The organism is Roseococcus sp. YIM B11640, assembly GCF_049727625.1.
Lineage (GTDB): Bacteria > Pseudomonadota > Alphaproteobacteria > Acetobacterales > Acetobacteraceae > Roseococcus.
Window position 1 is genome coordinate 239,349 of the sequence record NZ_JBBJOZ010000004.1, and the last position, 22,980, is coordinate 262,328.

At 70.8% G+C, this 22,980-nt stretch carries 26 protein-coding genes; 18 read left to right on the plus strand and 8 right to left on the minus strand.

Going from position 1 to position 22,980, the window contains the following annotated elements:
• Positions 1-6 precede the first annotated feature (6 nt).
• Positions 7-744 carry a flagellar basal-body rod protein FlgF gene (gene flgF / locus WJM96_RS17585; RefSeq protein ID WP_424813836.1) on the minus strand — a complete coding sequence of 246 codons (738 nt, stop codon included), beginning with the start codon at positions 742-744 and terminating at the stop codon, positions 7-9.
• 189 nt (positions 745-933) lie between these two features.
• Here flgF and WJM96_RS17590 point away from each other — a divergent pair, with 189 nt between their 5' ends.
• The 9 genes from WJM96_RS17590 to speE all read left to right on the plus strand — a co-directional run bounded on the left by WJM96_RS17590 (position 934) and on the right by speE (position 9,086).
• The gene (locus WJM96_RS17590) at positions 934-1,434 is read left to right on the plus strand and encodes a flagellar basal body-associated FliL family protein (protein WP_424813837.1); all 501 of its coding nucleotides are present in this window, start codon (positions 934-936) and stop codon (positions 1,432-1,434) included.
• Positions 1,431-2,510, plus strand: a complete 1,080-nt coding sequence (gene fliM, locus WJM96_RS17595) for a flagellar motor switch protein FliM (protein WP_424813838.1) — start codon at positions 1,431-1,433, stop codon at positions 2,508-2,510. Before WJM96_RS17590 ends, fliM begins: the two co-directional genes overlap by 4 nt.
• On the plus strand, positions 2,507-2,917 hold the full coding sequence (locus tag WJM96_RS17600; protein ID WP_424813839.1) for a DUF6468 domain-containing protein: 411 nt from the start codon (positions 2,507-2,509) through the stop codon (positions 2,915-2,917). Before fliM ends, WJM96_RS17600 begins: the two co-directional genes overlap by 4 nt.
• Positions 2,917-3,537, plus strand: coding sequence for a MotE family protein (locus WJM96_RS17605; protein ID WP_424813840.1), 621 nt, complete (start codon positions 2,917-2,919; stop codon positions 3,535-3,537). The genes WJM96_RS17600 and WJM96_RS17605 overlap by 1 nt, the downstream gene beginning before the upstream one ends.
• Before the next feature lie 36 nt (positions 3,538-3,573).
• Complete coding sequence (locus WJM96_RS17610; RefSeq protein WP_424813841.1) at positions 3,574-3,954, plus strand: chemotaxis response regulator CheY; 381 nt, start codon at positions 3,574-3,576, stop codon at positions 3,952-3,954.
• Positions 3,947-4,525, plus strand: coding sequence for a protein phosphatase CheZ (locus WJM96_RS17615; RefSeq protein ID WP_424813842.1), 579 nt, complete (start codon positions 3,947-3,949; stop codon positions 4,523-4,525). The genes WJM96_RS17610 and WJM96_RS17615 overlap by 8 nt, the downstream gene beginning before the upstream one ends.
• Positions 4,525-7,485 (plus strand): hypothetical protein, encoded by a 2,961-nt coding sequence (locus WJM96_RS17620; RefSeq protein WP_424813843.1) that lies wholly within the window; start codon positions 4,525-4,527, stop codon positions 7,483-7,485. The genes WJM96_RS17615 and WJM96_RS17620 overlap by 1 nt, the downstream gene beginning before the upstream one ends.
• Before the next feature lie 177 nt (positions 7,486-7,662).
• A complete protein-coding gene (gene speD, locus WJM96_RS17625) occupies positions 7,663-8,130 on the plus strand; it encodes an adenosylmethionine decarboxylase (protein ID WP_424813844.1) in 468 nt (155 codons plus the stop codon).
• Positions 8,131-8,219: 89 nt separating this feature from the next.
• Positions 8,220-9,086, plus strand: a complete 867-nt coding sequence (gene speE / locus WJM96_RS17630; RefSeq protein ID WP_424813845.1) for a polyamine aminopropyltransferase — start codon at positions 8,220-8,222, stop codon at positions 9,084-9,086.
• A gap of 490 nt (positions 9,087-9,576) precedes the next feature.
• Here speE and WJM96_RS17635 read toward each other — a convergent pair whose 3' ends face one another.
• From WJM96_RS17635 to gltX, 4 genes are all read right to left on the minus strand, one after another.
• Complete coding sequence (locus WJM96_RS17635) at positions 9,577-10,362, minus strand: SDR family NAD(P)-dependent oxidoreductase (RefSeq protein ID WP_424813846.1); 786 nt, start codon at positions 10,360-10,362, stop codon at positions 9,577-9,579.
• A 39-nt stretch (positions 10,363-10,401) separates the two neighbouring features.
• The gene (locus WJM96_RS17640) at positions 10,402-11,754 is read right to left on the minus strand and encodes an NAD(P)H-dependent oxidoreductase (RefSeq protein WP_424813847.1); all 1,353 of its coding nucleotides are present in this window, start codon (positions 11,752-11,754) and stop codon (positions 10,402-10,404) included.
• Between the two features lie 73 nt (positions 11,755-11,827).
• Positions 11,828-12,082, minus strand: coding sequence for a hypothetical protein (locus tag WJM96_RS17645; RefSeq protein ID WP_424813848.1), 255 nt, complete (start codon positions 12,080-12,082; stop codon positions 11,828-11,830).
• A 65-nt stretch (positions 12,083-12,147) separates the two neighbouring features.
• Positions 12,148-13,563 carry a glutamate--tRNA ligase gene (gltX, locus tag WJM96_RS17650; RefSeq protein WP_424813849.1) on the minus strand — a complete coding sequence of 472 codons (1,416 nt, stop codon included), beginning with the start codon at positions 13,561-13,563 and terminating at the stop codon, positions 12,148-12,150.
• Between the two features lie 60 nt (positions 13,564-13,623).
• Between gltX and WJM96_RS17655 the strand changes: the two genes are divergently transcribed.
• On the plus strand, positions 13,624-15,756 hold the full coding sequence (locus WJM96_RS17655; RefSeq protein WP_424813850.1) for a ComEC/Rec2 family competence protein: 2,133 nt from the start codon (positions 13,624-13,626) through the stop codon (positions 15,754-15,756).
• Here the strand turns inward: WJM96_RS17655 and fliP are convergent, their stop codons facing one another.
• From fliP to WJM96_RS17670, 3 genes are read right to left on the minus strand one after another with little or no spacing between them, the layout of a single operon-like run.
• Positions 15,757-16,485 (minus strand): flagellar type III secretion system pore protein FliP, encoded by a 729-nt coding sequence (fliP, locus tag WJM96_RS17660; protein WP_424813851.1) that lies wholly within the window; start codon positions 16,483-16,485, stop codon positions 15,757-15,759.
• A complete protein-coding gene (locus tag WJM96_RS17665; protein ID WP_424813852.1) occupies positions 16,482-16,730 on the minus strand; it encodes a hypothetical protein in 249 nt (82 codons plus the stop codon). The genes fliP and WJM96_RS17665 overlap by 4 nt, the downstream gene beginning before the upstream one ends.
• Positions 16,731-16,773: 43 nt before the next feature.
• The gene (locus WJM96_RS17670; RefSeq protein ID WP_424813853.1) at positions 16,774-17,043 is read right to left on the minus strand and encodes a hypothetical protein; all 270 of its coding nucleotides are present in this window, start codon (positions 17,041-17,043) and stop codon (positions 16,774-16,776) included.
• A gap of 97 nt (positions 17,044-17,140) precedes the next feature.
• Here WJM96_RS17670 and WJM96_RS17675 point away from each other — a divergent pair, with 97 nt between their 5' ends.
• The 8 genes from WJM96_RS17675 to recA all read left to right on the plus strand — a co-directional run bounded on the left by WJM96_RS17675 (position 17,141) and on the right by recA (position 22,956).
• Positions 17,141-17,527, plus strand: a complete 387-nt coding sequence (locus WJM96_RS17675) for a flagellar basal body rod protein FlgB (RefSeq protein WP_424813854.1) — start codon at positions 17,141-17,143, stop codon at positions 17,525-17,527.
• Between the two features lie 15 nt (positions 17,528-17,542).
• Entirely contained in the window at positions 17,543-17,950 is a 408-nt protein-coding gene (gene flgC / locus WJM96_RS17680) for a flagellar basal body rod protein FlgC (RefSeq protein WP_424813855.1), read from the plus strand.
• Positions 17,950-18,252 carry a flagellar hook-basal body complex protein FliE gene (locus WJM96_RS17685; RefSeq protein WP_424813856.1) on the plus strand — a complete coding sequence of 101 codons (303 nt, stop codon included), beginning with the start codon at positions 17,950-17,952 and terminating at the stop codon, positions 18,250-18,252. The genes flgC and WJM96_RS17685 overlap by 1 nt, the downstream gene beginning before the upstream one ends.
• A 34-nt stretch (positions 18,253-18,286) precedes the next feature.
• Positions 18,287-18,562: a flagellar biosynthetic protein FliQ gene (locus tag WJM96_RS17690; protein WP_424813857.1), complete on the plus strand. Its 276-nt coding sequence runs from the start codon at positions 18,287-18,289 to the stop codon at positions 18,560-18,562.
• Positions 18,562-19,341 carry a flagellar biosynthetic protein FliR gene (locus WJM96_RS17695; RefSeq protein WP_424813858.1) on the plus strand — a complete coding sequence of 260 codons (780 nt, stop codon included), beginning with the start codon at positions 18,562-18,564 and terminating at the stop codon, positions 19,339-19,341. The genes WJM96_RS17690 and WJM96_RS17695 overlap by 1 nt, the downstream gene beginning before the upstream one ends.
• A 3-nt stretch (positions 19,342-19,344) precedes the next feature.
• Positions 19,345-20,400, plus strand: a complete 1,056-nt coding sequence (locus WJM96_RS17700; RefSeq protein ID WP_424813859.1) for an EscU/YscU/HrcU family type III secretion system export apparatus switch protein — start codon at positions 19,345-19,347, stop codon at positions 20,398-20,400.
• Positions 20,400-21,770 (plus strand): ATP-binding protein, encoded by a 1,371-nt coding sequence (locus tag WJM96_RS17705; RefSeq protein ID WP_424813860.1) that lies wholly within the window; start codon positions 20,400-20,402, stop codon positions 21,768-21,770. The genes WJM96_RS17700 and WJM96_RS17705 overlap by 1 nt, the downstream gene beginning before the upstream one ends.
• A 148-nt stretch (positions 21,771-21,918) precedes the next feature.
• Positions 21,919-22,956, plus strand: coding sequence for a recombinase RecA (gene recA / locus WJM96_RS17710; protein WP_424813861.1), 1,038 nt, complete (start codon positions 21,919-21,921; stop codon positions 22,954-22,956).
• Positions 22,957-22,980: the final 24 nt, after the last annotated feature.

Here is a 22,980-nt window from a genome sequence, read left to right on the forward strand (position 1 = left end):
TGATCCTCAGCTGCGGCGGCGAAGCAGGCGATCGATGGCGCTCTGCTGGCGCTCGCCCTCATGGTCCAGGAACTGGGAGGCGATCTGGAATTCGCGGAGCTCCGCCATCATGCGCGTCATCTCCGTGACGGAGCGGACGTTGCTGCCCTCGACGGCGCCCTGCACGAGGCTGGGGCGGGCCACGGCCTCGGCCTCCTGGCCCCCGGCGTCGAAAAGGCGGTCGCCCTCGGCGCGCAGATCCTGCTCGTCCTCGAAGCGGACGATGCGCAGCTGGCCGATGACGCCGTTCTCGCTGCGAATGGTGCCGTCGCCGCGGATCTCGATCCGCGCGTCGCCGGCGGCGATGGCGATGGGCTGGGAATTCACGTTCAGCACGGCATTTCCCTGCTGGTCCACGAGCCGCCCTTCCGCCGAGATCGTGAAGCGCCCGGCGCGCGTGTAGCGCTCGCCGCCCGGCGTCTCGATGGCGAAGTAGCCGCTGCCCTGGATCGCGACATCCAGCGGGTTCCCCGTCGTGGTGATGGGACCGGGCGTCAGGTCCCGCCAGGTCGCGCGGTCCCAGGAATAGGCGGCGTTGCGCCCCTGCGCGCCCACGCCGTTCTGGCGCGTGACGAGCTCGGAGAAGACGGGCCGGCTGGCCCGGAAGCCCGGCGTCTCCGCATTGGCGAGATTGTTCGCCGCCACGCTGCTCGCGCGCATCTGCGCCGAGAGGCGGGAGAGGATGATGTAACCCGGGCTGTCCATGCTTGCTCCGTCAGGGGCGTCCTGCACGAGGGCAGGGGCAAGCGGCGTGCCAGCCCCGGGCGGGCGAAAGCGGCAGGGAATGCCGGTGCCCGGCGGCAATGAATGCCGGGTGGCGGCAATTCGCGCCGTTGCAAGCCTTCGTTAACCCCGTCGTCCGACATTGCACCGGAAACCAGAAGGGTGAGGTGCATGGCATCGGAGGCATCCGGCGGCGCGCCCGGTGGCGCGGACGCCAAACGCAGCAAGAAGAAGCGGCTGATCCTGCTCGCGGTGCCCCTGGTGCTGGGTGGTGCCGGGGCGGGCCTGTGGTTCGGCGGCATCCTGCCCGCACTGCTCGGGATGCAGCCACCGCCGGCGGTGCAGGCCGAAGTTCAGTCCGCGCCGCGCCAGCCCGTCTTCGTGACGATCCCGGATATTACCGCCAACCTGAACGCGCCCGGCCGGCGCAGCTTCATTCGCCTCAAGAGCCAGATGGAGGTTTCGGCAGCGCCTGACGCGGCGGCGCTCCAGGCCTCCATGCCCCGCCTCGTGGACCTCTTCACCACCTATCTGCGCGAGATGCGGCCCGAGGAGCTGCGCGGCAGCGCCGGCACGCACCGCTTGCGGGAGGAGCTGATCGCCCGCGCCAATATCGTCGTGGCCCCAGCCCGCGTCACCGACGTGCTCTTCACGGAGATCCTCGTGCAATGAGCGCGGAGGAGGATGACGACCTCGCCGCTGCCTGGGGCGCGGCGCTGGACGAGGAAGCGAGCGCCCCGGCCGCCCCGGCGCCAGATGCCATGCGCGTGCTGAACCAGGCCGAGATCGACAGTCTTCTGGGCTTCGAGACGGATGACGGCAGCGGCGCCGCCGGCAAGACCGGCGTGGAGCGGATAATCCATTCGGGCCTCGTCTCCTACGAGCGCCTGCCGATGCTGGAGATCATCTTCGACCGGCTGGTGCGCATCCTCTCGACCACCCTGCGCAACTTCACTTCCGACAATGTCGAGGTCTCGATCGACAGCATCGCGAGCCAGCGCTTTGGCGACTACCTGAACAGCGTTCCGCTGCCCGCCATGCTGGCCGTCTTCAAGGTGGAGGAGTGGGACAATTTCGGGCTGATCGTGGTCGACAGCTCCATGATCTACTCGGTCGTGGACGTGCTGCTGGGCGGGCGGCGCGGCACGGCGGCCATGCGGATCGAAGGGCGGCCCTACACCACCATTGAGCGCACGCTGGTCGAGCGCCTGATCGGCGTCGTGCTCAAGGATCTGGGCGATGCCTTCGCCCCCATCACGGAGGTCGAGTTCGCCTTCGAGCGGCTGGAGGTGAACCCCCGCTTCGCCGCCATCTCGCGCATGTCCAATGCCTGCGTGCTGACGCGGCTGCGCATCGATATGGAGGATCGCGGCGGCAAGCTGGAGTTGCTGCTGCCCTATGCGACGCTGGAGCCGGTGCGCGAGTTGCTGCTGCAGCAATTCATGGGCGAGAAGTTCGGCCGCGACAGCATCTGGGAAACCCACCTCGCCGAACAGCTGCGCCATACGGACATCTCGCTCGACGTCGTGCTGGACGAGCAGGCAATGCCGCTTTCTTCGGTGCTGGCGCTGAAGCCCGGGGACCGCATCACGCTCAACGCCGCGCCGGGCGCGCCCGTGCGGCTGCAATGCGGCCAGGTGCGGCTCTTCGAGGGCGAGTACGGAAGGATGGAGAACCGGCAGGCGGTCCGCATCTCTAACCAGCTGCGCCCGGTCACGCGCGCCCTGGTTGCGGAGCTGATGTCGTGACCGCGCTGGAATGGGGCATTCAGCTGGCTGTCATCGGCCTGCTGGCCGTGACGCTGCCCGTGGCTTGGCGGCTGGACCGCATGCTGCGGGCGCTGAGGGCCGATCGCGTGGCGCTGGAGCAGGGCGCCCATGGCCTGGCCGATGCCTCGCGCCAGGCGGAGGGCGCGTTGCAACGCCTGCGTGCCGGCACGGAGGGCGCGGGGCGCGAGGTGTCGGAACGCATCACGGCCGCAGAGGCGATCCGCGATGATTTGCGCTACCTGCTGGAGCGGGCCGAGAAGCTGGCCGACAGGCTCGAGGCAGGGGTCCAGGCGGCGAGGCCTCTGGCCTCGGCTGCCGCGCCCGGCGCGCCGCAGCCGCGCAGCGAGGCGGAACGCGAGCTCATTCGCGCCCTGGGCCTGCGCTGATGCGGCCTCGCCTTCTGCCGCTCGCCCTGCTCGGCATGCTCGCGCTGCTGGGGGTGAAGATCGAGCCCTTCTTCCGCCTGCCGCCCCGCCTCCTGCCCATGACGGCGCAAGCCAGTGCGACGCCGCCCGCCGCCGCGCCGCCTCCGGCCCAGGCCAGTTCCGGCACCCCCAACCCGAGCACGCCCATTTCTCCCGCCTATCCCGCGCCCGATGTCGTGGCGGAGCGCGCTGTCCTGGAATCGCTGCGCGCCCGCCGTGCCGAGCTCGAAGCCCGCGCCACCGCGATGGCTGAGCGCGAGATGATGGCCGAGGCGATGGAGCGCCGCCTCGCCGCCCGGCTGGAGGAGCTGAAGGTCCTTCAAACCCGGCTGGAGGCCGAGGCCCGCCAGCGCGACGAGCGCGGGGAGCAGGGCTGGCGCCAACTCGTGCGCCTCTACGAGGGCATGCGCCCGCGCGACGCCGCGGCGATCTTCGACGATCTCGACATGCCCGTGCTGCTCCAGGTCGTGGACCGCATGCGCGAGGCGAAAGCCGCGCCGGTGCTCGCTGCCATGCGCCCCGAGCGCGCCCGCATCCTGACTTCCGAGCTCGCGCGCCATCGCGCCCGCCCGGTCGACTGATCCCCACCCCGCCGCGAAAAGGAGCGCAGCCCGACCATGGACAAGAACATGAACGTCCTCATCGTCGACGACTACAAGACGATGCTGCGGATCATCCGCAACCTGCTCAAGCAGCTGGAATTCGACAATGTCGAGGAAGCGACGGACGGGGCGGAGGCGCTGGCCAAGCTGCGCGCGGGCAATTTCGGCCTGGTCATCAGCGACTGGAACATGGAGCCGATGACGGGCCTCGACCTGTTGAAGGAGGTGCGCGCCGATGCGCGGCTCAAGCACTTGCCCTTCATCATGATCACCGCCGAGAGCAAGACGGAGAACGTGGTGGCCGCGAAGCAGGCTGGGGTCTCCAACTACATCGTGAAGCCCTTCAACGCCGAGACGCTGCGCGAGAAGATCGAGAAGGTGCTGGTCCATGCATGACGCCGGAAACCCCGCCCTCATCGAGCGCGCGGTGCGCGAGGTGCTGGGCAGCCTCTCCGGCGACATGACCTCGACCGAGGCCGTGCTGCTGTCGGAGCTGGAGGCGCTGGGCCGCGAGGTGCAGCGCGCGAAGAGCGAGATCGCGGCGCTGCGCGTGGACGACATCAACGACAGCCACATCCCGCGCGCCACGGACGAGCTGGACGCGGTGGTCGAGCACACGGCCAACGCGACCAACGAGATCCTGGACGTCTGCGAGGGCCTGGAGGCCATGCAGAAGCGCGTCCCCGCCTCCGAGGCCGAGGCGCTCGCCGCCGCCGTCACGCGCATCTACGAGGCGTGCAGCTTCCAGGACATCACGGGCCAGCGCATCGGCAAGGTGGTCTCGGCGCTCAAGGCCATCGAAAGCCGCGTCGCCACCGTCATCGCGCGCTTCGGTGACGGCGAGTTGCCGCCTCCGGTCCCGGAGCCGCCGGTGACAGAAGGGCGCGCCCTGGCCAATGGTCCGCAGCTTCCCGGCTCGGGCACCAGCCAGGCGGATATCGACAAGCTGCTGGCGAGCTTCGACTGATGCGCCGCGCCGGCTGGGTCATCGCGTCATGGCTGCTGGCCGCACCCGTCTCGGCGCAGGAGCGCGTGGGCGTTCGCACCGGCGATCATCCGGGCTTCGGCCGCATCGTCTTCGACTGGACCGCACCGCCGCGCTACGAGGCGCAGCAACAAGGCGAGCGCGTGCTGCTGCGCTTTCCGCGTGCGGAGGCGGTCGACCTGGCGGGTGCGCGCCGGCTGCCGCGCAACGTGATCGCCGTGAACCGCGCAGAGGGCGGCTTGGAGCTGGTGCTGCGCCCCGGCACGCGGATGCGCCACTTTCGCAATGGCCCGAAGGTCGCGTTGGATCTCATGGACCCGGCCGAAGGCTCCGCGGTGCCCGCGCCCGCGGCGCCTCCGCCGCAACGGCAGGTGCAACGGCCCGAGCCGCTTCCCCTGCCTCTTCCCGCGCCGCCGTCGCCGGAGATCATCGTGGCCGCGCCGCCGCAGGCACTCGTGACGGTCCCGGCGGAGCCACCGCGCGTGATCGTGGCCGATCTGCCGCGCTTGCAGCCCGTCGCAGCGCCGCAACCCGTGGCTGCGGAGGTGCCGCCCGCCACTTCCGCGGCGCCGGTGGCCGAGCGCGTGTCCGGCCCGCGTCCGCTTCTGGCCCCGGCGCCGGCCGCGCCGCCGCCCGTGCCTGTCGCCGCCAGCCTTGCCTTGCCGGAGCCCGTAGGCCCATTGCCCTTGCGCCCGCGAATCACGGAGTTGCCGGGGCAGGGGCCTGTCCTTCGCTTCGCTCTGCCGATCGGCGCCGGGGTGGCGGTGCTGCGGCGGGGCGACCTCGCGCTTCTGGTGATCGAGACGGATCGCCGTATCGAGTTCGGCCCCATCGCCCGCCATCCCGACTTTGTGGGGATCGAGGCGCGTTCCGTGCCCTCGGCTGCCATCATCACCTGGCCCTTGCGGGAAGGGCGCGCGCTCAGCCTGCGCCGCGACGACGGCGAATGGCTGCTCACTGCCGAGGCGCCGCGTGGCGGTGGCACGCCCGTCCGGCTGGAGTTCGAGGCGGAGCGCGCGGCACTGCTCCTCGCCCGCCCCTCGCGCGTCGTGACGCTGGAGGATCCGCTCTCCGGCCTGCCCCTCATGGTCGGCACGGTTTCGGGCGGCGATGCGCGGCAGGCGGTTTCCCGCGGCCTTGCGGAGTTCGACCTGCTCGAAACCTTTCTCGGCGTCGCCGTGCTGGCGCGCGCCGATCATCTCGGGCTGCGCTCGGCGCCGGACCGCTTCTGGGTGGGAATCGAAGGCGGTACGGTTGCCGTCGCGGATGCGGCGCTGGCCACGGCGCCCATTCTTTCCAGCATGAGCCGAAGCTTCGATTTCCCGTCGCTCCCGGTGGCCGCGCTGCTCGAGCGCCTGCGCGCGCAACAGGCCGAGATCGCCGCCGCCGCGCCGCAGCTCCGATCCGGGGCACGGCTGGCCGCGGCGCAGAGCCTCCTCGCCCTCGGCCTGCCCCAGGAGGCGCAGGCGATGCTGCGCCTCGCGCTGCAGGAGAACCCGCGGGCCGCGCGCGATCCGCGGCTGGACGTTCTGAACGGGATGGCCGGGCTTCTGGCCGGGCGCACGGTGGAGGGCAGGGGCCTCGACGCCGGGCTTCCGGCCTCCGACGAATTGCGGCTCTGGCACGCCGCGCGTGCCGCCATGCGCGGAGAGCCGGCAGTGGCGGCGCCGGGTTTCATCGCCACTCTGCCGCTCCTCCTCGCCTATCCGGAAGGGCTGCGCCGGCGGCTTCTGCCCGCTGCGGCGGAGGCCTTGGCCGAGGGCGGGGAGGCCGCCGCGGCCCGGCGCCTGATGGACGGCACGCGCGACGACCCTGCCTTTGCGCTGGCGCAGGCCCTGGTCGCCGAGGCGGAAGGGAATCCGGCCCGCGCCATCGAGCTATACGAGGCCGCCGCCTCGGGCCGGGACAGGCTGATGCGTGCACGCGCGCTGCGCCGGGCCACGGAACTCAAGCTGGCCTCGGGCCGGCTGGATGCCTCGGGCGCCGCCCGGGAACTGGAGCAGACGCTTTTCGCCTGGCGCGGCGGCGCGCCAGAGATCGACGCGCGCGAGCGCATCGCGGCCCTGCGGCGCGAGGCCGGAGAGGCGCGTTCCGCCCTCGCCCTGCTGCGCGAGACGGAGGCGCTGTTCCCGGAACGGGCCCCCGCCCTGCGCGGCCCTATCCAGGACGCCTTCCTCGCCTCGCTCCGCAGCGAACCACCGCTGGGCGCCGCCGCCCTCTACGATGCGCATCCCGACCTGCTGCCCGAGGGCCGTGCGGGAGAAGAGGCGCTGATCGTGGTGTCGGAAGGCCTGGCCGGCCTGGATCTGGTCGATCGCGCTTCGGCATTGCTGGGGCGCGCGATGGAACGACTCGCCCCAGGGGCCATGCGGGCGGGCCTCGGCGCGCGGCTTGCCGAGCTGCGTCTGGGCGAACGGGATGCGGAGGGCGCTCTTTCGGCCCTGGCCGCCAGCTCCGCACCCCGCCTGCCGCTGCCGCTGGTCGAGCGCCGGAGCCTTCTCGCCGCCCGGGCAGAGGCGCGGCGCGGCCATCGCGAACTCGCGGCGGAGGCCCTTCGCGCGATGGGCCCTGCAGGCGACCAGGCGCTGGCCGAACTCCTGCTGGAAGAGCGCAACTACGCCGGGGCTGCCTCCGTTCTCGCGCGCCATCTGGCGGCATCGGTCCCGGCCGAGGGGGAGCTTGCCGACGCCCAGCAACGCAGCGCAGTCAGCCTCGCGGCCATCCTCGCCATGGCGGGCGACGAAGCGGGTCTCGCGGCCCATCGGGCGCGTTACGGCTCACGGATCACGGTGCCGGCGCTCGCGCGGGGCTTCGACGCGTTGAGCGCCGATCCGGTGCGGGGCCTCGCGGACCTCCCACGCTTGGCACGAGAACTGGAGTTGTTCCGGGCCGCGCCCCAAGTTCTGGAGCCATTGCGGACCGTCTCGCGCGGGGCAGGATGAGTCTTGCGCGGGGTGGGGGGGAGGTCCGCGATTTTTACGGGCGAAAAAGCCCAATTTCATTTGACCCCCCGGCCCCCTTGCCCCATATCCCCCGCCGCTGACCTGATCGAACCGACGGCCGCCGTGGCCGCACAGCCGATACACCTGGTCATCTGCTGGTGGGAAAGGGAACCCGATATGGACTCTCTCGTCCGACTGGGGATGAACTCGGACGTTCTTCCGAGCGACGCCCAGACGACTCATGCTTCGGCTGACAACGGTGCGGTTGAGCAGAAGGATTATTTCGTCGAGCGCAACGGCGTCCGCTATGCCGGCACGCACCTGATCATCGACCTCTGGGGTGCCACCAACCTGGACGACCCCGGCCACATCGATGCGGTGCTGCGCGAGGGCGCGATCGCGACGGGTGCGACGATCCTGCACGGGCACTTCCACCACTTCTCGCCCAATGGCGGGGTGTCGGGCGTGCTGGTGCTGGCCGAGAGCCACGTGTCGATCCACACCTGGCCGGAGCGGGATTACGCGGCCCTGGACATCTTCGTCTGTGGCGATTGCGACCCATACAAGGCGATCCCGGTGCTGAAGCGCGGCTTCCTGCCGGAGCGCGTGCAGCTCGCCGAGCACAAGCGCGGCCTGATCGGCTGACATCGATCCGAGCTAGATTCGAACGGGGCCGGGCGGCAACGTCCGGCCCCTTCTTCTTTCTGACCCCCGCCTTCCGATGAGGTGAGACCATGACCGACTCCTGGGTGAACGAGACCCTCTACGCCGAATGGGGCCAGCGCTTCCTGGTGAAGCGGGAACTCGCGCGCGTGAAGAGCGACTTCCAGGACATCATGATCTTCGAGAGCCACCTGCATGGCCGGGTGATGCTGCTCGACGGCGTGGTCCAGATCACCGAGCGCGACGAGTTCGTCTACCAGGAAATGCTGACCCACGTGCCCCTACTGGCGCATGGCGCGGCCAAGCGCGTGCTGATCATCGGTGCCGGCGACGGCGGCGTGCTCCGCCGCGTGCTGCAGCACCGCAATGTCGAGAAGGCCGTGATGGTCGAGATCGACGGCGAGGTGATCCGGCTCGCCAAGGAGTTCCTGCCCGGCATCGCCGGCGACGCCTGGAACGACCCGCGTGCCGAGGTGATCGTGGGCGACGGCATCGACTATGTCCGCAAGGCGCCGGCCGGCTCCTTCGACGTGGTGATCGTGGACAGCACGGACCCCATCGGCGTGGGCGAGGTGCTCTTCACCGACGAGTTCTACCAGAACGCGGCCCGCCTCCTCTCGGAGAACGGGCTGATCGTGAACCAGTGCGGCGTGCCCTTCATGCAGGCCGACGAGCTGCGCGAAACCTCCCTGCGCCGGGGCAAGTTCTTCCCGGACATCTGGGCCTATGTGGCTGCCGTCCCCACCTATGTGGGCGGCTACATGACGCTCGGCTGGGCCGCCAAGGCCAAGGGCCTGTACAGCGCGTCGGTCGAGGAGATCCGCAAGCGGGCCGAGGCCGCGGGCATCCTGGGCCAGACCCGGTACTGGACGCCGGAGATCCATGTGGGCTGCTTCCAGCTGCCGCCCTACATCTCCGAGAACCTTCCCCCGGCCTGAGGCCGAGGGTCGATTTTCCGGCTGCCGCTGCGCTCCTGCGCGTGTTGGCGGCGAGATCCCTGTCCGGCGCGACCATCCCTGGCGCGCCGGTCCCGTCACCGGCGGGTGCGGCCTGCGGGCCGTTCCCGACGGGAGTCCCCTCGGCGAGGGGCGATGCGGCCAGATCTCGCCTGGGCTTGGCGTTTGGTCCGCGACGGCGACATCGCCGGCGCGGCGAACCAGATGCTCCTAGCGCCCGTTCACGTCAGGGCCGGCGGCGGCCGGTAACGAACTTCTGAAATCCGGTTTCTCCGACCGCCGCCGCGCGCGCGTGTTTGCGGCGAGGTTCCCTGTCCGGTGCGCCCCGAGGGGCGGGCCGGTCCCGCCACCGGAAGGCGCGGCCCGAGGGCCGCTCGCTCCGGGTGGCCCCTCCATGAGGAGGGGCGATGCGGACGGGCCTCGCCTGAACATGAGGTTCGCTCACGTCGCCGGTGGCGGTCGGAGGTGAAGCCTAGTCTTCCTCGACCAGGGGCGGGCCGGCCAGCACGCCGCCGTCGATCACCATGCTTTGCCCCGTCATGAAGCCCGATGCCGCGCTGGCCAGGAACACGGCAGCGCCCGCGATCTCGTCCGGCTCGCCGATGCGCAGCAGCGGCGTGTCGCGCGTGCGCTTCTTCAGGTTCACGGGGTCTTCCCACAGGGCGCGGGCGAAGTCCGTCTTCACCAGGCCGGGCGCGATCGCGTTCACGCGCACGTTGCTCGGACCCCATTCCACCGCGAGCGCCCGGGCCAGCTGCATGTCCGCCGCCTTGGAGACGCCGTAGATGCCCAGGCGCGGCGAGCCCCGGAAGCCGCCGATCGAGCTCACGATGATGACCGAGCCGCCGCCCCGCTTCGCCATGCTGGGGATCGCCATTTGGCAGAGCCAGAGGTTGGAACGCACGTTGGAATTCATGATCCGGTCGTAGGATTCGTCCGGAATGTCCTGCGACGGGCCGAAATAGGGATTCACCGCCGCGTTGCAGACCAGGATGTCCACCGGGCCGTAGGCCGCGGCGGTCTGGTCCACCAGCGCCTGGAGCTCGGGCTTGCGGCCGATGTTGCAGGCGATGGCCATGGCCGTGCCGCCGGCCTTGGTGATGCCGTCCACGACTTCCTGGCAGGCATCGAGCTTGCGCGAGGAGACGACGACCTTGGCGCCGTGCTGGGCCAGCCGCTCGCAAATGGCGCGGCCGATGCCACGGCTGCCGCCGGTGACGATGGCGACCTTGCCGGTCAGGTCGAAGAGATTCTGCAAGGGTGTTCCTCCGGATGCGTTGGGGAAACCCTAGACGCGCTACTCCGCCGCCAAAAGGGGGCGAGCCGCTGCCTCCATCTCCCCGCGCAGCCGCACCGCATCCAGCGTCATATCCAGCGCCACATCCGACTGCCGCAGCATCTCGCCGCGCTTCACATCCCGCAGCAGCTTCACCCCATGCGCGAGGCCGATGGGCAGAGCGTTCTCGGCCAGGCTCCGCGACGCCGGGATGCACTTGCCCCAGACCATGGCGCCACCCTCGCCATCCAGGATCTCGCCCGCGCGAAGGTCGCGCTTGGCAGTGGAGGCGACGTCGCCGCGCCAGGCCCCCGAGCACCCGGTGGGCTCCCGCCGCAGCGCCGCCGAGGCCACCGACACGCCGAGCTCCAGCCCGATCAGGTGATACGGCCGCCAGAGCGCAGCGTATCGGCCGGTCGAATCGGTATGCACGCCGTACTCCGAGAAGCATCGGCGCACATATTCCGTCTCGCCCTCGAAGACCGCGTAGACCCCCCAGCGCAAATCGCCGGCTACGGGTCGCGAATCGCGCTCCAGCGAGGAGATCACCTCCACCACGCCCTTGCGCGCCAGGTGCCCGCCCTCGGCGCGCGGCCGGAAGACATGCGGCAGGTCCTGCACGCCGCAGGGCGGGAAGGCGAGCCCGTCCACCGGCGGCAGCAGGCCGGTGGCATTGGCGATGGCCGCCATCTCGATGCTGCTCTTGGTGCCGTCGAGGAAGGAGTTGAACATCTGCGGGTTCATGCCGCCGGCCGCCGCCTGCTCGGGCGTCAGGCCGTAGAAGCCCCAGACCGTCGCGGGCGTCGATTCGTGGAACGCCGGCAGGTATTTCGTGCCCTTGCCGGCGGCGATCACCGGCAGGCCCATGGCGCGGATCGTGTCCACCATCTCGCAGACGAGGGCCGGCTGATCGCCATAGGCCATGGAGTAGACCACGCCCGCCTCGGCCGCGCGGGCGGCCAGCAGCGGGCCCGCCAGCACGTCGGCCTCCACATTCACCATGACGATGTGCTGGCGCGCGGCGATGGCCGCGAGCGCGTGCCGGATGCCGGCCGCCGGATTGCCCGTGCTCTCGACCACCACCTCGATGCGCGGGTCGTTCACGGCGGCCGAATCCTCGGTGACGAAGGTGGCGCGGGTCGCGAGCGCAGCGTCGAGCGAGGGCGCGGCGGATTGCTCGGGCGTCCAGCCGATGCGCGTCAGGTTTTCCCGTGCGCGGGGCGGGGAGAGGTCGGCGATGACGGCGACATGGATGCCCGGCGAGCGGGCCGCCATGGCCAGGAACATGGAGCCGAATTTCCCCGCGCCGATGACGCCGACGGTGACGGGGCGGCCCGCAGCGGCGCGCGCGGCGAGGAGGCGGGAGAGATTCATGGGGACGTTTCCTTAGTCTTGTCCCCATTAAAGCCGCGCTTGACCGAGGCGCGGTAGATGTGAGAAAAATGTCCTAAGATGGACTGGCGGACCGCGCCGCCTTCTCTTCCTCGACGAGCTTCCGGGCCATCCGCAGAACCCGGGCCGGGATGCCTGCCTTCTCGGCCTGCTCCTCCAGCGAGACGACGCGACCCGGCCAGAGGATCAGCGCACGCCGGCTGCGGACGAACTGGATCTGGAAGTGGCTGGGTTCGTCCAGCTCATCCACCAGCCATTTCGGCAGAGTGAGCTGGTTCTTCGAGGTCAGCTTGGCAACGAGGCGGGACATGACCGGGCTCCTTCACGAGCCCGGTAAGATAGTAAGATAGTAAGGCGACGATCAAGAATTAAATCCTAGACCGTCGGAGGCAACTCGACACCCGCCGCTGTCAGGATGCGCGCCAGAGCCTCGTCACGGCCGAGCGCGTAGAGCGTGGCGTCGATCGGCGGGCTCGTCGTGCTGCCGGTCAGTGCCACGCGCAGCGGCTGCGCCACGTCCTTCAGCTTGATCTGCTTCACATCGGCATAGTCGCGGAGCCACTGCTCCAGATCCGCCTTCTCCCACGGCGCGCCCGAGAGGAATTCCGCGAGGTCGGCGAGGCGCTCCTGCGCCTCCGGCGTCAGGATGGCGGCGGCCTTCTCGTCCGGGGCCGGCGTGCCGTCGGCCATGATGAAGGCGGCGCTCTGCGCCAACTCCACGAGGTTCTTCGCGCGCTCCTGCAGGGCGGGCAGCAGCAGCTTGAGGCGGGCGATCTTGTCGGTGCCGAAGCCCTCGCCGGCGGCGGTCAGGCGGTGCAGCACCTCGGGCAGCAGTGCCTCGGGGTCGGCCTGGCGGAGATAGACGCCGTTCAGGTTCTGCAGCTTCTTCTCATCCATGCGCGAGGCCGCGCGGCCCACGTCGCGGATGTCGAAGAGCTCGATGGCGCGCTCCCTCGAGATCACCTCCTCGTCGCCATGGCCCCAGCCCAGGCGCAGCAGGTAGTTGCACACGGCTTCCGGCAGCATGCCCTGCTCGCGGAAATCGATGACCGAGACCGCGCCGTGGCGCTTGGAGAGCTTGGCGCCGTCCGCGCCGTGGATCAGCGGGATATGCGCGAAGACCGGCCGCTCCCAGCCCATGGCGTCGAAGATCTGGCACTGCCGGAAGGTGTTGGTCAGGTGGTCGTCACCACGGATGACGTGGGTGATGCCCATGTCGTGGTCGTCCACCACGACGGCGTGCAGGTAAGTCGGCGTGCCGTCGGAGCGCAGGATGATCATGTCGTCCAGCTCGGAGTTCTGGACCTCGACCTTGCCCTGGACCTGGTCCTCGATGACCGTCGTGCCGGTCTGCGGGACCTTGAGGCGGATGGCGTAGGGCTTGCCCTCCTGCTCGGGGCCGGGCTCGCGGTCGCGCCAGGTGCCGTCGTAGCGGGGCGGGCGCTTCTCGGCCATCGCGCGCTCGCGCATGGCGACGAGCTCCTCGGGGGTCTCGTAGGCGCGGTAGGCCTTGCCCATGGCCAGCAGCTCGCGCGCGACCTCGGCATGGCGGGATTCCCGGCTGGTCTGGAAGACCGGCTCCTCGTCGGGCGAGAGCCCGAGCCAGGCGAGGCTGTCCAGGATTTGCTTCACCGCGGCCTCGGTGCTGCGGGCGCGGTCGGTGTCCTCGATGCGCAGCAGGTAGGCGCCGCCGGTGTGGCGGGCATAGAGGTAGTTGAACAGCGCGGTGCGGGCGCCGCCGATGTGCAGGTAGCCCGTGGGCGAGGGGGCGAAGCGGGTGCGAACGGTCATGCTGTCCTTTTAGCACATATGCTTGTGCGGCGTTGAGAGGTGGGGCACGTCTGGTTGCCGATGTCCTCGATCGTTCAACCGCAGGTATGGCCGGCGGGGCTGCGCCTCGGCCTCGCCGGCCGGCTGGCGGCTGAGCATGGGCGGCTGGCGCTCTGGCTGCCGGTCGCGATGGGCGCGGGCATCCTTCTCTACTTCCTGCCCGGCGAGGAGCCGGCGGCGTGGTGGCGGTGGCTCGCTCTGCTGCCCTTGCCGGCAGCGCTGGCGCTGCGCGGAAGATCCGTGCTGGGCGCCTGGGCACTGGGACTGGCCGCGGCGGCCGGTCTCGGCTTCGCGATCGTGTCCTGGCAGGCGGAATGGGCGCCGCCGCCGGTGGACCCGCCCCGTCAGGCCGTGGTGCTGACAGGGCGCGTGGCGGAGACGGACCTGCTGCCCGGCGGCATCCGCCTGACGCTGACAGATGTGCGCTGGGCGCCGGACATGCCGCCGCTGGCCCGGGGCATCCGCGTGCGCCTTCGCGCGCAGGACCCGGCACGGCCCGCGCCGGGAGCGCGCGTCTCGATCCGCGCGCTGGTCCGGGGACCCTCCGCACCGGCCTATCCGGGGGCCTGGGATTTTCAGCGCGCGGCCTTCTTCGAGGGCCATGGCGGCTCCGGCTTCGCGCTCGGCCCGCTGGAAGTGCTGAAGGAGGCCGGCACGGCGCCGCCGCTCGCCGCGATGCGGGCGGCCATCGAGGCGCGGGTGGCGGCGGCATTGCCCGGCGCGCCAGGCGCCATCGCCGCCGCCCTCCTGACAGGCGGGCAGAGCGCCATCCCGCCGGCGGCGCTGGACGCGATGCGCGATTCGGGTCTGGCGCATCTGCTTTCCGTCTCGGGGCTGCACATCGTCATCGTGATGGGGGCGGCCTTCTTCGCGGTGCGTGCGGTCCTCGCCCTTTGGCCGGGCTTCGCGCTGCGCTGGGGCACGCGGCCGCAGTCGGCGGTGGCGGCGCTGGCGGCGGGCGGCTTCTACACGCTGCTGACCGGCAGCCAGGTGCCCATGCTGCGAAGCTTCTTCATGGCCGCGCTGGTGACGCTGGCGATCATCGTGGGGCGGCGCGCGTTGAGCCCACGCGTGCTCGCCTTCGCGGCGATCGTGGTTCTGGCCTGGAAGCCGGCGGCCATCCTCGGCCCCTCCTTCCAGATGAGCTTCGCGGCGGTGATGGCGCTGATCGCGGGTTTCGAGGCCGCGCGGCCCTGGCTGCTGCGCGGCGCGGCGGCACGGCCCTGGTGGGCGCGGGCGGGGCTGGTGGTGCTGGGCACGCTCGCGACCTCCGTGATCGCGGGGCTCGCGACGACGCCCTTCGGCCTGCACCATTTCGGGCGGCTGCAGCTCTACGGCGTGGCGGCCAATGCCCTGGCGGTCCCGCTGACCTCCTTCCTGGTCATGCCGGCCGGGATGCTGGCCATGCTGCTGATGCCGTTCGGCCTCGAGGGCTGGCCGCTGGAGGCGATGGGCTGGGGCATCCGGGGTGTGCTGGCGGTGGCGGATTCCGTCGCCTCCTGGCCCGGCGCGGCGCTGGCCTTGGCACCGATGCCCGGCTGGGGGCTGGCCTTGCTGGGCTTCGGCCTGTGCTGGCTTTGCCTCTGGCGTGGCGGCTGGCGGTTTGGGGGGCTGGCGGCCATCGGTGCGGGCCTGCTGAGCTGGCAGGCCGCGACACTGCCCGCCGCACTGGCTTCGGGCGATGGCCGCCTCTTCGCGTTCCGAGTGGGAGAGCAGATTTTTCTGGAGCGTCTGAGCGGAGCCTCCCGCTTCACGGCCGAGAGCTGGCTGCGGGGCTGGGGCGAGGCCGAGGCGCAGCGCCTGCCGCATGACGGCGAGGCGGCCGGCGGGCGCATCCGCTGCACCGCAGCTTCCTGCGTTCTCCTTGGCCCGGATGGCGCTCCGCTCGTGGCGCTGTTGCGCGGCGCTGGCGTGGAAAACCCCTGCGGCCTGGCGCCGGTCATCCTCTCGCCCGAGCCGGTGCGCGCGCGCTGCTCGGGCAGCCAGGTGGTGGATCGCTTTTCCGTCTGGCGGGACGGCGCGCATGGCGTCTGGTTGGAGGCGGAGGGCCCGCGCGTCCTCTCCGACCGCGCCTGGCGCGGCGAGCGGCCCTGGGTTCCGCCCCGCCCCCTCCCGCGCTCCCGCAGCACCGAGCCTGCGGCGCCGGCTGAATAGTCAGGGCGAGGCGAAGCCCTGGACAAGGCTGGACGAGACGAGCGCCCAGCCATCCACCAGCACGAAGAAGATGAGCTTGAAGGGCAGCGCCACCATCGAGGGCGGCAGCATCATCATGCCGAGCGACATCAGGATGGAGGCCACCACCATGTCGATCACCACAAAGGGCAGGAAGAGCAGGAAGCCGATCTCGAAGGCGCGCTTCATCTCACTGACGAGAAACGCCGGCATCAGTCCGCGCCAGGACGCCTGATCCGGCGCGGCGGCGGGCTGCTTCGCGAGGTCGAGGAAGAGGGCGAGGTCGCTCTCGCGTACATTGGCGGCCATGAAGCGGCGGAAGGGTTCCGCCATCGCCGAGAGCCCCTCCATCTCGCCGAGACGCCCCTCGTTGAGCGGCACGACGCCCAGGCGCCACGCCTCCTCCAACACCGGCTGCATGACGAAGAAGGAGAGGAAGAGCGCGAGGCCGATCAGCACCGGGTTCGGCGGCACGCCCTGCGCGCCGATGGCCGAGCGCAGGAGCGAGAGCACGATCACGATGCGCGTGAAGGCGGTGGCCATGATGAGCAGCGAGGGCGCGAGCGAGAGCATCCCGATGAGCGCCGTGAGCTGCACAAGGCGTGAGGTCGCGCCCGCACCGCCCTGCGCGCCGAGGTCGATGGAGACGGATTGCGCCGTCGCGGCATCCGCCATCAGCAGGAACAGGGTGACAAGGAGGAGGCGCCTCATGGCAGCCAGCCCAGGAACTGGTCGCCGGAGGGACCGGTGAGGAGCAGACCCTCCCGTCCGTCGCACGCGATGATCACAAGGCGTCGGCGCGTGTCCACCGCGCAGGCCGCGCGCAGGGCGAGCCGCTGGCCCGCAGGGCCCAGCCCGCGATGCCGCCGCACGAGCCGGGCCGCGCCAAGGGCGAGCGCCAGCACCAGCGCGAGGGCCGCGAGGGATTGTGTGAGGGTCGAGGGATCGAGGGACATGCGCGGCCTCCTGCCGGCGCCGTCGGGGGGCGATTTTGGGGGGTCAGGGTTGCGACATGCAGCTCGACAAGAGCTCGATCTGATGCGCGAGGCCGATGAGCGGACCGAGCAGGACTTCGCCGGAATCCCCGGGCAGGCAGGCCACGGCGGCGCAAAGCCGCGCGGCTTCCTGGTCGAGGCCCTGGAGGTCGATCTCCCGTCCGGTCATCACCAGCGCACGCGCCATCGCGACCGTGCCGTGCAGGCTTTCGATCGCCGCCATTGTGGCGGCGACTTCGAAGCTCTGCGGCGGGGCGATCGCGGTGGTCGTCATGGCGACATCCTGCGACGCTGGAGGTTAACGAAGCCTCAAGCGCAGCACGGTTTGCGCTTCACGCTTCCTTAACCCGGTGCGCGGCGGAATGCGGCGCATGGACCTCTCTGGCAATACGCCGATCGCGCTCGCGGAGCGCCGCCTCTCCTGGCTCGACGCCCGGCAGCGCATCCTCGCGCAGAATGTCGCGAACGCGGACACGCCGAATTATCGCCCCTCCGATGCCGTGCCCTTCGCGGAAATGCTCGCGCGCCGGACACCGGCAAGGGCGATGGCCGCGACGAGCCCGCTGCATCTACAGGCTGGCCAGGGTCCGCTGGCGGTGCAGGACCGCGCATTGGCCGAGCGCGCGCGCGGCGGCAACGCCGTCTCGCTCGATGACGAGGCGCTGCGCATCGCGGAGACCGACCAGGCGCATGCCCTCGCGCTCGGCCTGCACCGCAAGTATCTCGGCTTGTTCCGCACGGCCCTTGGCCGCCCCTGATCAGGAGTCATCGTCTTGGATCTCGATCGCGCGCTCTCGATCTCGGCGGCGGGCATGTCCGCGCAATCCACGCGGCTGCGCGTGGTGGCGGAGAACATCGCCAACCGCGACAGCACGGGCCAGTCGCCGGGCGCCGAACCCTATCGCCGCAAGACCGTCACCTTCGCGAGCCGCCTGGATCGCGAGCTGGGCGCGGAGACGGTGCGCGTCGCGCGCCTCGGAACCGACCAGCGCGATTTCCCCGAGACCTATGAGCCGGGCCACCCCGCCGCCGATGCGCGCGGCTATGTGCGCCGCCCCAACGTGGACAGTATGATCGAGAACATGGACATGCGCGAGGCGAACCGAAGCTACTCCGCCAACCTCGCCGTGCTGGAGACGACACGCGGCATGCTGCTGCGCGCCATCGAGACGCTGCGCTGATGGCCGTCCCCATTCTCGGTGCCGCACAGGCCGCCAGTGCCGCCTATCGCGCTGTGCAGGGCGCGGCCGAGGCCGTCTCCGAAGGAGCTGGCTTCGGCGAGACGCTGAGCCGGGCCGTGCAGGGTGCCATCGACATGGGGCGAAGCGCTGACACGGCCTCCAGCGCGGCCCTGGCCGGGCAGGGGAGCGTCACGGATGTCGTGCTGGCCGTCTCGCGCGCGGAGCTTGCGCTGCAGACGGCGACGGCGGTGCGGGACCGCGTGATCTCCGCCTATCAGGACGTGATGCGGATGCCGATCTAGGCACCCGCGCGCGGGCCCGCAGGAGGCGGGACGCATGGTCGAAGAACCCATCGTCATGGCGATGCGCGAAGCGCTCTGGGTCTGCGCGCAGCTGGCCGGGCCGCCCTTGCTGCTCGTGCTGGTCATCGGCCTTGTCGTCTCGCTGCTCCAGGCGCTGACGCAGATCCAGGAGGCGACGCTCGCCTTCCTGCCCAAGCTCGCCGCCATCGGAGGACTGCTGGTGCTGACCGGCCCCTTCATGGCCGGCGTGCTGCGCGGCTGGGCCGGGCGGCTGTTCGACCAGGTCATCGCCGTGGGCGGCCTGAACTGATGGGCGAGGCTGACGCAGCCCTCCTGGCCGCGCTGCCGGCGATGGCCTTCCACGCCGTCCTGCTGCTCTCCCGCCTGGGCGCGGCGGTGATGCTGCTGCCGGGGCTGGGCGAGGCGGAGGTACCGGCGACGATCCGGCTCGCGCTCGCCGGGGCCATGGTGCTGGCGCTTCTGCCGGCGCTCTCGCCCAGCCTGCCCCCGCAGCCCGCCCAGGTGTCCGATCTGCTGCTGGTGGTGGTAGCCGAGGTGCTGTGCGGGCTCTGGATCGGGCTGCTGGCGCGCGTGCTGGCGCTGGCTCTCGCGCAGGCTGGGCAGGTGGCGTCGCTGATGATCGGCCTGTCCTCGCCCCTGCAGGGGGACATGGTGCTGGGCGCGGCGGCCACGGCGCTGTCGCGGCTCTTCTCGCTGGCGGCGGCGACGCTGGTCCTGGCGACTGGCCTCTACGAGCTCCCCTTGCGCGCCCTGGCCGGGAGCTATGCGGTGCTGCCCCCCGGCAGCGGCCTGCCGGCAGGCTTCGCGGCGGAGGAGATGACGCGCGTGGCGGCGGCGAGCCTCGCGATCGCCCTCCGGCTTGCGGCGCCGCTCGTGCTGGCGGGCCTGATGCTGAACGCCGCGCTTGGCCTTGCCGCCCGCCTCGCGCCCCAATCGCAGATCTTCCTGCTCGCCGCGCCGGTGCAGATCGTGGGCGGGCTCCTGCTGCTGACCATGTTGCTGCCGCGCCTCCTCGCGGCCTGGGGGACCACCATGTCCCAGGGCTTCGCCTCGCTTCCGGGAAGCTGAGCCATGGCGGAGGAGGAGCGCGAGGATGACGATGCCGAACGCCAGTTAGAAGCCTCCCAGAAGCGCATCGACCGCGCGCGGGAACAGGGACATGTCGCCCTCTCGCGCGAGGCCGTGGCGCTTGCGACACTGCTCGCCACACTGGCCTGCGCGGCGCTGCTGCTGCCGGGGCAAGTGGCGCAGATGGGCGCAGCGATGCGCGGGGCCTTCTCGCGCAGCCATGAGATGTCGCCGGGGCAGGCCGCGCGGGAATGGCTCGATCTCCTGCTATGGCTCGTGCTGCCGGTGGCGGGCGCGGCCGTGCTGGGTGCCGTCGCCGCGACGCTGGCGCAGACGCGCGGCGCGATCTCGGTGAGTCGTCTCGTCCCGGACCTCGGAAAGATCTCGCCCATGGCGGGGTTCGGGAGGCTGTTCAGCGCGGAATCGGGCATTGAATTCCTGCGCACGCTGCTCAAGCTCGCGATGGTCTCCGGTGCCTTCGCCTTCGTGGCCTCGGACCTGCCGGCGCTGGGCACCATGCTCGATCTTCCGGCGGGCGAGGTGCTCGGCGCTGCCGGGCGTGGCGCGATCCGCCTCATCGCGGCGGCGCTTGCAGGCTATACGGTACTGGCCCTCGCGGACCTGCTGCTGGTGCGATTCCGCCATCTCGAGCAATTGCGCATGACGCGCGAGGAGATGAAGGAGGAGCACAAGGAGAGCGAAGGCGACCCGGCCATCAAGGGCCGCATGCGCCAGCTTCGCCAGGCCATGAGCCGCGGGCGCATGATGGCGGCGGTGCCCAAGGCGACCGTGGTCGTGACCAACCCGACGCACTACGCGGTTGCCTTGTCCTATGAAGCCGGGCAATCGGCTGCGCCGAAGCTGGTGGCCAAGGGGGCGGATGCGATGGCGGCGCGGATTCGCGAGGTGGCGCGGGAGGCCGGCGTGCCCATCGTGCCCGACCCGCCGCTGGCCCGGGCCCTCTACAAGCTGGAACTGGAGGACGAGATCCCCGCCATGCATTGGGAGGCGGTGGCCAAGATCATCGCCCATGTCATGCGCCTGCGCGGGCGCGCCTGATGGGGCCCGAGGCGTTGATCGCGGCCTTGCCGCAACCGGCCGCGCTGCTCGATGCCCAGGGGCGGCTGATCGCCGCCAATGGCGGGCTGCGGGCGCGGATCGGCGGCGCGGTGCTGCTGCGCGCGGGTGACGATGCCGCGCTGTTGATGCCCGAGGCTTCCGGCGCGATCGCCGCCATAAGGGGCGGCGAAGCCGAGGCTCTCGCGGCAAGCGCGCTGGGCCGCTTCCGCGCGCTGCGCGCGGCGGAGGGCGTTCTGCTTCTGCTGGAGCCGCCGGAGGAGACGTCGCGGCTCGAGATGCTGGGCCGGCTCGCGGGCGGCGTCGCGCATGACTTCAACAATCTCCTGGGCGCCGTGCTGGGCGCGGCCGCTGCCCTGCGCGGCATTCCGGCGGCCGAGGAAGAGGTGGACATCATCGAGAGCGCGGCGCTGCGCGGGCGGGATCTCGTCCGGCAATTGCTGGCCTTCGCGCGCCAGCAGGTGATGGCGCCTCGCTCCATCGACCTCAACGCGTCTATCCGCGCGCTGGCGCCGCTGCTGGCGCGCCTGCTGGGCAATGGCGTGCGGATCGAGCTCGCGCTGGAGGAGCCCTCGCGCCGCATCCGCGTCGATCCCGGCCAATGGGACCAGGTGCTGATGAACCTCGCCGTCAATGCGCGGGATGCGATGGGCGGGCAAGGACGGCTGCGCTTCGTGACCGGCCGCCGCCTGGTGCTGGAGGGCGCGACGCCGCGCCCGGGCCGCTACGCCCTGGTGGAGGTCACCGACGAAGGACCCGGCATTCCGCCGGAAATCCTGCCGCGCATCTTCGAGCCTTTCGTCAGTTCGCGGATCGAGAAGGGCGGGACGGGCCTGGGCCTCGCGACCGTGCAGGGGATCGTGGGGCAGTCCGGCGGGCATATCGAGGTCGAGAGCCTTCCCGGACAGGGCGCGACCTTTCGCATCCTGATGCCGCGCGATGAGGGGCCGGAGGAAGCGCCGCGGCCCGCTCCCACGCCGGCCATGGGGTTCGGGACGGTGCTCCTGGTGGATGACGAGCCGGCGTTGTTGCGCGTTGCGGGCCTGGGGCTGAAGCAGGCCGGGATCCCGGTCGAGACGGCCGCGGATGGCGAGGAGGCGCTGGAGCGAATCGAGGCCGGATTCCGGCCGGCGCTGCTCGCCACAGATGTCGCATTACCGGGCATGGACGGGCTCGCGCTGGCCCGCGCGGCGCGCGCCGTGATGCCCGGCCTGCCGGTGCTGCTGCTCTCGGGCTATGCCGCATCGACGGTGGGTGCCGATCTCGCGGCGGAAAACCTGGCTTTCGCGTCGAAGCCCTATACGCCGGCGGAGTTGCGGGCGGCCGTTCTCGCGGCGATGGGAGGCGCTTGAGGAACCTCTTGCACCGAATCGCTTAAGAGAACATAAATAGAACATCGTTGCGCCGTCCTCGTTAGCGCTTCCGGGGAGGCGACAGCCTGGATATCAGCGTGCATCGGGGCGGCTGATGCTGCCCAGGGTTGTGGAGGGATGATCCCGTATGGATAAGGGTAAGGCGCTCGACGCGGCGCTCAGTCAGATCGAGCGGGCCTTCGGCAAGGGCTCGATCATGCGCATGGGCTCCAAGAGCGCCATGGAGGGGGTCGAGGTCATCTCCACCGGCTCGCTGGGACTGGATCTCGCGCTCGGCATCGGTGGCCTGCCCAAGGGCCGCATCATCGAGGTTTATGGTCCGGAATCCTCGGGCAAGACGACCCTGGCGCTGCATGCGATCGCCGAGGCCCAGAAGTCCGGCGGCACCTGCGCCTTCATCGACGCCGAGCACGCGCTGGACCCGGGCTATGCCCGCAAGCTCGGCGTGGATGTCGAGAACCTGCTGATCAGCCAGCCGGACGGCGGCGAGCAGGCACTGGAGATCGCGGACACGCTGGTGCGCTCGGGCGCGATCGACGTGCTGGTGGTGGACAGCGTGGCCGCGCTGGTCCCCAAGGCCGAGCTGGAGGGCGAGATGGGCGACACCCATGTCGGCCTGCATGCCCGCCTCATGTCCCAGGCGCTGCGCAAGCTAACGGGCACCGTCAGCCGCTCCAACTGCCTGCTGATCTTCCTGAACCAGATCCGCCTCAAGATCGGCGTCATGTTCGGCAACCCGGAGACGACCACGGGCGGCAACGCGCTGAAGTTCTACTCCTCGGTCCGCATGGAGATCCGCCGCATCGGCGCCATCAAGGAGCGCGAGGACGTGGTCGGCAACCAGACCCGTGTGAAGGTGGTGAAGAACAAGATGGCCCCGCCGTTCCGGCAGGTCGAGTTCGACATCATGTATGGTGAGGGCATCTCGAAGGTCGGTGAGCTCATCGACCTCGGCGTGAAGGCCGGGGTGGTCGAGAAGTCCGGCGCCTGGTTCAGCTGCGACGGCCAGCGCATCGGCCAGGGGCGCGAGAACGCCAAGCAGTTCCTGCGCGACAACCCCGCCATGGCCGACAGTATCGAGAAGCGCATCCGCGGTCAGGGCACGGCCGTGGCCAACGGCATGCTCGCGACGGCCGAGGGCGATTCCGAGGGCGACGAGGACTAGGCGCATCTCGCCAGGGGTTCCGGT

Excerpts from the sequence above, each read along its gene's own strand:
- flgF (WP_424813836.1), bottom strand. The coding sequence starts at position 744 with ATGGACAGCCCGGGTTACATCATCCTCTCCCGCCTCTCGGCGCAGATG.
- WJM96_RS17590 (WP_424813837.1), top strand. The coding sequence starts at position 934 with ATGGCATCGGAGGCATCCGGCGGCGCGCCCGGTGGCGCGGACGCCAAA.
- fliM (WP_424813838.1), top strand. The coding sequence starts at position 1,431 with ATGAGCGCGGAGGAGGATGACGACCTCGCCGCTGCCTGGGGCGCGGCG.
- WJM96_RS17605 (WP_424813840.1), top strand. The coding sequence starts at position 2,917 with ATGCGGCCTCGCCTTCTGCCGCTCGCCCTGCTCGGCATGCTCGCGCTG.
- WJM96_RS17610 (WP_424813841.1), top strand. The coding sequence starts at position 3,574 with ATGGACAAGAACATGAACGTCCTCATCGTCGACGACTACAAGACGATG.
- WJM96_RS17615 (WP_424813842.1), top strand. The coding sequence starts at position 3,947 with ATGCATGACGCCGGAAACCCCGCCCTCATCGAGCGCGCGGTGCGCGAG.
- WJM96_RS17620 (WP_424813843.1), top strand. The coding sequence starts at position 4,525 with ATGCGCCGCGCCGGCTGGGTCATCGCGTCATGGCTGCTGGCCGCACCC.
- speD (WP_424813844.1), top strand. The coding sequence starts at position 7,663 with ATGGACTCTCTCGTCCGACTGGGGATGAACTCGGACGTTCTTCCGAGC.
- speE (WP_424813845.1), top strand. The coding sequence starts at position 8,220 with ATGACCGACTCCTGGGTGAACGAGACCCTCTACGCCGAATGGGGCCAG.
- WJM96_RS17640 (WP_424813847.1), bottom strand. The coding sequence starts at position 11,754 with ATGAATCTCTCCCGCCTCCTCGCCGCGCGCGCCGCTGCGGGCCGCCCC.
- WJM96_RS17645 (WP_424813848.1), bottom strand. The coding sequence starts at position 12,082 with ATGTCCCGCCTCGTTGCCAAGCTGACCTCGAAGAACCAGCTCACTCTG.
- gltX (WP_424813849.1), bottom strand. The coding sequence starts at position 13,563 with ATGACCGTTCGCACCCGCTTCGCCCCCTCGCCCACGGGCTACCTGCAC.
- WJM96_RS17655 (WP_424813850.1), top strand. The coding sequence starts at position 13,624 with ATGTCCTCGATCGTTCAACCGCAGGTATGGCCGGCGGGGCTGCGCCTC.
- fliP (WP_424813851.1), bottom strand. The coding sequence starts at position 16,485 with ATGAGGCGCCTCCTCCTTGTCACCCTGTTCCTGCTGATGGCGGATGCC.
- WJM96_RS17665 (WP_424813852.1), bottom strand. The coding sequence starts at position 16,730 with ATGTCCCTCGATCCCTCGACCCTCACACAATCCCTCGCGGCCCTCGCG.
- WJM96_RS17670 (WP_424813853.1), bottom strand. The coding sequence starts at position 17,043 with ATGACGACCACCGCGATCGCCCCGCCGCAGAGCTTCGAAGTCGCCGCC.
- WJM96_RS17675 (WP_424813854.1), top strand. The coding sequence starts at position 17,141 with ATGGACCTCTCTGGCAATACGCCGATCGCGCTCGCGGAGCGCCGCCTC.
- WJM96_RS17685 (WP_424813856.1), top strand. The coding sequence starts at position 17,950 with ATGGCCGTCCCCATTCTCGGTGCCGCACAGGCCGCCAGTGCCGCCTAT.
- WJM96_RS17690 (WP_424813857.1), top strand. The coding sequence starts at position 18,287 with ATGGTCGAAGAACCCATCGTCATGGCGATGCGCGAAGCGCTCTGGGTC.
- WJM96_RS17695 (WP_424813858.1), top strand. The coding sequence starts at position 18,562 with ATGGGCGAGGCTGACGCAGCCCTCCTGGCCGCGCTGCCGGCGATGGCC.
- WJM96_RS17700 (WP_424813859.1), top strand. The coding sequence starts at position 19,345 with ATGGCGGAGGAGGAGCGCGAGGATGACGATGCCGAACGCCAGTTAGAA.
- WJM96_RS17705 (WP_424813860.1), top strand. The coding sequence starts at position 20,400 with ATGGGGCCCGAGGCGTTGATCGCGGCCTTGCCGCAACCGGCCGCGCTG.
- recA (WP_424813861.1), top strand. The coding sequence starts at position 21,919 with ATGGATAAGGGTAAGGCGCTCGACGCGGCGCTCAGTCAGATCGAGCGG.